Here is a 4,454-nt window from a genome sequence, read left to right as displayed (position 1 = left end):
CCTCGAACGCCGGCCCCGCGACTTCATGACCGACACCCAAGGCTTCGCCGTCCTCGCCGCCCGCCTCGCCGGCATCACCACCCCCCACATCCAAGCCTGGCGAGACCACCGCGACGGCACCGCCACCCGGCCCCTCCACGACGGCAGCACCCTCCACTACACGCTGGCCACCCGCACCCTCCGCTGGCAGGCCATCTGCCCCATGGGCGCCATCCACGAATACGTCCTCACGTCGCCGTCCACCGCAGCCGCCGCCCGCGCCGACCAGGAGACACCGAAAGGACACCCCGAGCCGTGACCGACCTCGAAGCCCTCTACAGCACGCCCGCCGCCGACATCGGCCCCACCAGCCCCCGCGCCGAACTCCTCACCGCCGCCGAAACCCTCCGACGCCAGGGCGGCTACCTCGAAGGCGAACTCTGCCTCTGGTTCGCCGACGCCGCCCTCCTCCACCGCCCCGACGAAACCGGACGCCACTGCTCGCGAGACTGCGACCCCTGGCCCTGCGACGACGTCCGCGCCGCGCAGAAGGTCGCCTTCGCCCTCGGCATCGGCTACGGGCCCTGGGAACGGGAGCACCCCCATGCCTGACCAGGCCGCCTACGAGACCGTCCTCGCCGACCAGCTCGCCACCCGGCACCCCGACCTCATCTCCGCCGAAAACGACCTCGCCGCCCACCGCCAACGCCTCGCCACCGTCGTCCGATTCCTCAACAACGAAGCCATCGCCCTCGACATCCGAGTCGGCCTGGCCCGAGACCTCCACCTCCCCGAACCCACCCGATGACCGCAGAGGAGTGACCATGCCCGCCAAGGGACAGCGAATGCCCGCCGAGCAGCGAGAAAAGATCAGCGCATCGCTCACACGAACAGCTCTGCCGCAGGCCAAGCGCTGCCCCAGGTGCCAGGAAACCAAGCCCGCCAGTTCCTTCAGAACCCGTAAGCCCGGCGGCCTAGTCCTCACCGCCTACTGCCGAGCCTGCGAGTCCGAGAAGCTGCGCAAGAACCCACCCAAGCCGTCGGGCAGGACCAAGCCCTGCCAAGTCGACGGATGCAACAAGCCAGCACAGGCGAAAAGGCTCTGCTGGACGCACTACAACCGACTTCGCACCTACGGGGACCCCCTCGCGCCGCCAGCCTTGTACCGAAACCCCGCCGACGCGCTTGCCGCCCGAACCAACCGCAACGGCCCTATCCCCGAGGACCGGCCCTCCCTGGGGCAATGCTGGATCTGGACCGGCTGCACCAACGGCAGGTACGGCAAGATCGGCACCCGATATGCACACCGGCTCGCCTACGAGACGGCCAAGGGCGCGATACCCGAGGGCTTGCAGATAGACCACCTTTGCCGCAACACGCTGTGCGTCAATCCCGAACACCTTGAAGCCGTCACGGGCCGGATCAACCTCCTGCGCTCCCGCGGATTCGCAGCACGCCAAGCAGCACAGACCGACTGCATCCACGGTCACCCGCTTTCCGGCCCAAACCTCTACGTGGACAACCGCGGCCGCCGGCACTGCCGCGAATGCCGACGCCGCCGCGGAAAAGAAGCGGCAGCTCGCAGACGCGCAGCCCAGTAACCACCCACCCGGCCACGCCACCTACCTCCGACGCGGACAACCCCTGGAGCCCACCACATGACCACCCTCGCCCCCAACCACACCACCGCCTACAACTGGGCCCCCGAACCCGCCCTCACCGTCACCGTCTACGGACTCGCCGGCCCCCAAGGCAGCAAAACCCCCGTCGGATGGGGACGAAGCCGCCGAACCGGCAAAGCCATCCCCCTCATGCGGGAGTCCTCCAAGAAGGTCAAGCCCTGGCGGGAAGCCGTCACAGACGCCATCACCACCGCCTTACTCCGCGGCGACGCCCACCCCCTGGCCGGCCCGGTACGCGCAGACGTCACCTTCACCATGCCCAAGCCCGTCAACGCCCCCAAGCGCCGCCGCACCTACCCCGCCGTCAGCCCCGACCTCGACAAACTCGAACGATCTACATACGACGCCATCACCGCCGCCAAGGCATGGGAAGACGACGGCCGCGTCATCGAGTCCCACAGCCGCAAGGTCTACCCCGGCGAGCACCCCGAAGCCCTCCCCGCACCCGGCGCGATCATCCGCCTCTACACCCTTCCCGGAGCCACCCGATGACCACCACAACCAGCCTCGGCAGAACACCGGCTACGAACCCCCGCCACGCCCCCGCCGACAGCGGCGACTGGCGCGACGACGCCGAATGCCGCACCCACCCCGACCCGAACCTGTGGTTTCCCGTCGGCGACAACGCCAACGCCCGCGTCCAGGCCGCCGACGCCAAGCGGATCTGCCGCCGGTGCGCCGTCCTCACCACCTGCCGCTCCTGGGCGCTGAACACGGGTCAGGACCACGGCGTGCTGGGCGGGATGACGGAGAAGGAGCGTCTGGCCGTGCACCGGCGGCAGGCGGGGATGACGGTCGGCCGGACCCGGAATGTGGCGGAGCGGATGTTCCGGGACCGGTTGGAGGAGTTTGTGGCGCTGCGGGCGCAGGGCTTGGAGGGGGTGGAGTTGGCGGAGGCGTTGTCGACGAACGTGCAGACGGTGAACCGGGTCAACGACCTGATCGCGGCTTCGGCGCGTGCGGTCGCGCAGGAGGTGGCGGCATGAGCACCCGCACACCGGCACAGAAGCGAGCCAACGCCCACATGCAGACCCGACGGCGCCGCTTGCAGGCTCTCGGTCAGTGGAAGCAGCCGTTCGTGGACGCCCAACCCGTCCGTGATCACGTGAACCGGATGCGAGCGGCAGGAATGCCCATCAGAGCCCTCGAGAAGCGCCTCGGATTGTCCGCCCACCACCTGGATCACTTGCTGTTCGGCTCGAACGGGTTCCCGCCGGGGGAGAAGTTCGAGACCGAGCCGGCGGAACTGATCCTGGCGTTCTGGCCGACCTTGGACGATCTGCCCGACCCGTCCCGGGTGGACGCGACTGGGACCCTGCGCCGTGTGCAGGCCATGGAGACGCGGGGCTTTCCGCGGGCAGCGATGGCCCGCCAGCTGGGCTTCAGGAAGACGTACTTCCAGAAGGCGGTGGCTTCCGACAAGGGCACGGCGCGGATGGCACGAGCTGTCAGGGGCCTGTACGGAATGTGGTGGGACGCCGACCCGTCCGCGCACGATGTCCCTGACTGGGTCGCCGAGCGGACCAGGCGGGCGGCTGACCGGCAGGGGTTCCACGGTCCGCTGGCGTGGGATGACGACACGATCGATGACCCGACCGCGGTACCGCAGACCGATGCTCCCGCGCCGGCCGCCACGGACGGGGAGAACCTGGCCGCGCGCTGGCTGATGGGGGAGTCCGTAATCCTCGGACGTACCGAGCGGCGGGAAGTCCTCCAGCACCTGTTCGAGTGGACGACGGACACGACGGAGCAGATCGCGGCCCGGCTGGAGATGACCCCGGAGGCTGCGGAACGCCAGTGGCACCGGTTGCAGCAGAGGGCGGCGGCGGACGGCCGACGGTTGTGGCGGCGGGCGTGGGCGTACCGCGACAAGAACCTGACGAAGAACGAGATGGGAGAAGCAGCATGAGCGGCGAGACTGTGATCACGGTATGCGGGAACCTCGTCGATGACCCCGAGCTGAGGTTCACCCCGGCCGGGGCGGCGGTGGCGAAGTTCCGGGTGGCGTCCACGCCGAGGACGTTCGACCGGCAGACCAACGAGTGGAAGGACGGCGAGAGCCTCTTCCTCACCTGCTCGGTGTGGCGGCAGGCCGCAGAAAATGTCGCGGAGTCCTTGCAGCGCGGCATGCGGGTCATCGTGCAGGGCCGGCTGAAGCAGCGGTCGTACGAGGACAAGCAGAACGTCAAGCGGACGGTGTACGAACTCGATGTCGAGGAGATCGGGGTCAGTCTCCGGTCGGCGACGGCGAAGGTGACGAAGACCAGTTCGGGTGGCGGCCGGCAGCAGTACCAGGAGACGAGCCGTCAGACGTCGCGGGAGGGGCGTGAGGATCCGTGGGCGTCGGGTGTGCCGGGTACGGGGCCGGCGACGGGCGGTTGGGGGTCGGGAGGCGATTCGGAACCTCCTTTCTGAGGTAGCCGCGGTGCCGCTTGAGGGGTCTGGTCTTCGGGTCGGGCCCCTTTCTCGTGTCCACCAACCCCGGAATACGCATTGCATTGCCATGTTTATCCCGGTACTGTGGAGGTATCCAAGCCCCACCCATCTCCCGAGGGGACCCCCGTGCCTGAGATGCGCCTGATCGACCCCGAGGGGTACACCGTCCCCGGCACCGCCCAGACCGTGCCCGACGCCGACGAACCCGCAGAGCGCCGCCGGCTCCTCACCGAGGTCGCTCCTCAGCACGCCGCGCACTGGCAGGACTTCGGCTACCACGCCTCCGCCTACCGCGTCCTGCCAGTGCGCGGCGTGCTGAGGAGCGACCTCGGTGAGGAGCCGGCGGCGCTCTGCGGG

Annotated in this window: 9 protein-coding genes; all 9 read left to right on the top strand. The window is 69.2% G+C overall.

Translation table 11 applies throughout. The annotated features are described in order from the left end of the window. Window positions 1-298 (top strand): hypothetical protein (locus tag DMH12_RS37420; RefSeq protein ID WP_221763159.1); only part of this gene is annotated, 298 nt, incomplete at its 5' end. Then, on the top strand, window positions 295-591 hold the full coding sequence (locus DMH12_RS39390; RefSeq protein WP_185832766.1) for a hypothetical protein: 297 nt from the start codon (window positions 295-297) through the stop codon (window positions 589-591). The genes DMH12_RS37420 and DMH12_RS39390, both read left to right, overlap by 4 nt. After that, on the top strand, window positions 584-787 hold the full coding sequence (locus tag DMH12_RS39385) for a hypothetical protein (RefSeq protein ID WP_185832765.1): 204 nt from the start codon (window positions 584-586) through the stop codon (window positions 785-787). Before DMH12_RS39390 ends, DMH12_RS39385 begins: the two co-directional genes overlap by 8 nt. A gap of 16 nt (window positions 788-803) precedes the next feature. Further along, window positions 804-1,580 carry an HNH endonuclease signature motif containing protein gene (locus tag DMH12_RS37410; RefSeq protein ID WP_221763158.1) on the top strand — a complete coding sequence of 259 codons (777 nt, stop codon included), beginning with the start codon at window positions 804-806 and terminating at the stop codon, window positions 1,578-1,580. Between the two features lie 57 nt (window positions 1,581-1,637). Further along, on the top strand, window positions 1,638-2,153 hold the full coding sequence (locus DMH12_RS37405; protein WP_125495726.1) for a RusA family crossover junction endodeoxyribonuclease: 516 nt from the start codon (window positions 1,638-1,640) through the stop codon (window positions 2,151-2,153). Then, entirely contained in the window at window positions 2,150-2,647 is a 498-nt protein-coding gene (locus DMH12_RS40615; RefSeq protein ID WP_125495725.1) for a WhiB family transcriptional regulator, read from the top strand. The genes DMH12_RS37405 and DMH12_RS40615 overlap by 4 nt, the downstream gene beginning before the upstream one ends. After that, window positions 2,644-3,570, top strand: coding sequence for a hypothetical protein (locus tag DMH12_RS37395; RefSeq protein WP_125495724.1), 927 nt, complete (start codon window positions 2,644-2,646; stop codon window positions 3,568-3,570). The genes DMH12_RS40615 and DMH12_RS37395 overlap by 4 nt, the downstream gene beginning before the upstream one ends. Beyond that, window positions 3,567-4,076, top strand: coding sequence for a single-stranded DNA-binding protein (locus DMH12_RS37390; RefSeq protein WP_125495723.1), 510 nt, complete (start codon window positions 3,567-3,569; stop codon window positions 4,074-4,076). The genes DMH12_RS37395 and DMH12_RS37390 overlap by 4 nt, the downstream gene beginning before the upstream one ends. Window positions 4,077-4,223: 147 nt before the next feature. Next, window positions 4,224-4,454 (top strand): hypothetical protein (locus DMH12_RS37385; RefSeq protein WP_148107588.1); only part of this gene is annotated, 231 nt, incomplete at its 3' end.

Origin of the sequence: Streptomyces sp. WAC 04229 (assembly GCF_003947455.1) — a bacterium.
Lineage (GTDB): Bacteria > Actinomycetota > Actinomycetes > Streptomycetales > Streptomycetaceae > Streptomyces.
The sequence above is the reverse complement of the archived record's forward strand: the minus strand, read 5'-3'. Positions and strand labels throughout refer to the sequence as shown.

Bases quoted from the DNA above. Each gene is read 5' to 3' on its own strand.
- DMH12_RS37395 (WP_125495724.1), top strand. From the start codon at position 2,644: ATGAGCACCCGCACACCGGCACAGAAGCGAGCCAACGCCCACATGCAG.
- DMH12_RS37405 (WP_125495726.1), top strand. From the start codon at position 1,638: ATGACCACCCTCGCCCCCAACCACACCACCGCCTACAACTGGGCCCCC.
- DMH12_RS39385 (WP_185832765.1), top strand. From the start codon at position 584: ATGCCTGACCAGGCCGCCTACGAGACCGTCCTCGCCGACCAGCTCGCC.
- DMH12_RS40615 (WP_125495725.1), top strand. From the start codon at position 2,150: ATGACCACCACAACCAGCCTCGGCAGAACACCGGCTACGAACCCCCGC.
- DMH12_RS37410 (WP_221763158.1), top strand. From the start codon at position 804: ATGCCCGCCAAGGGACAGCGAATGCCCGCCGAGCAGCGAGAAAAGATC.
- DMH12_RS37390 (WP_125495723.1), top strand. From the start codon at position 3,567: ATGAGCGGCGAGACTGTGATCACGGTATGCGGGAACCTCGTCGATGAC.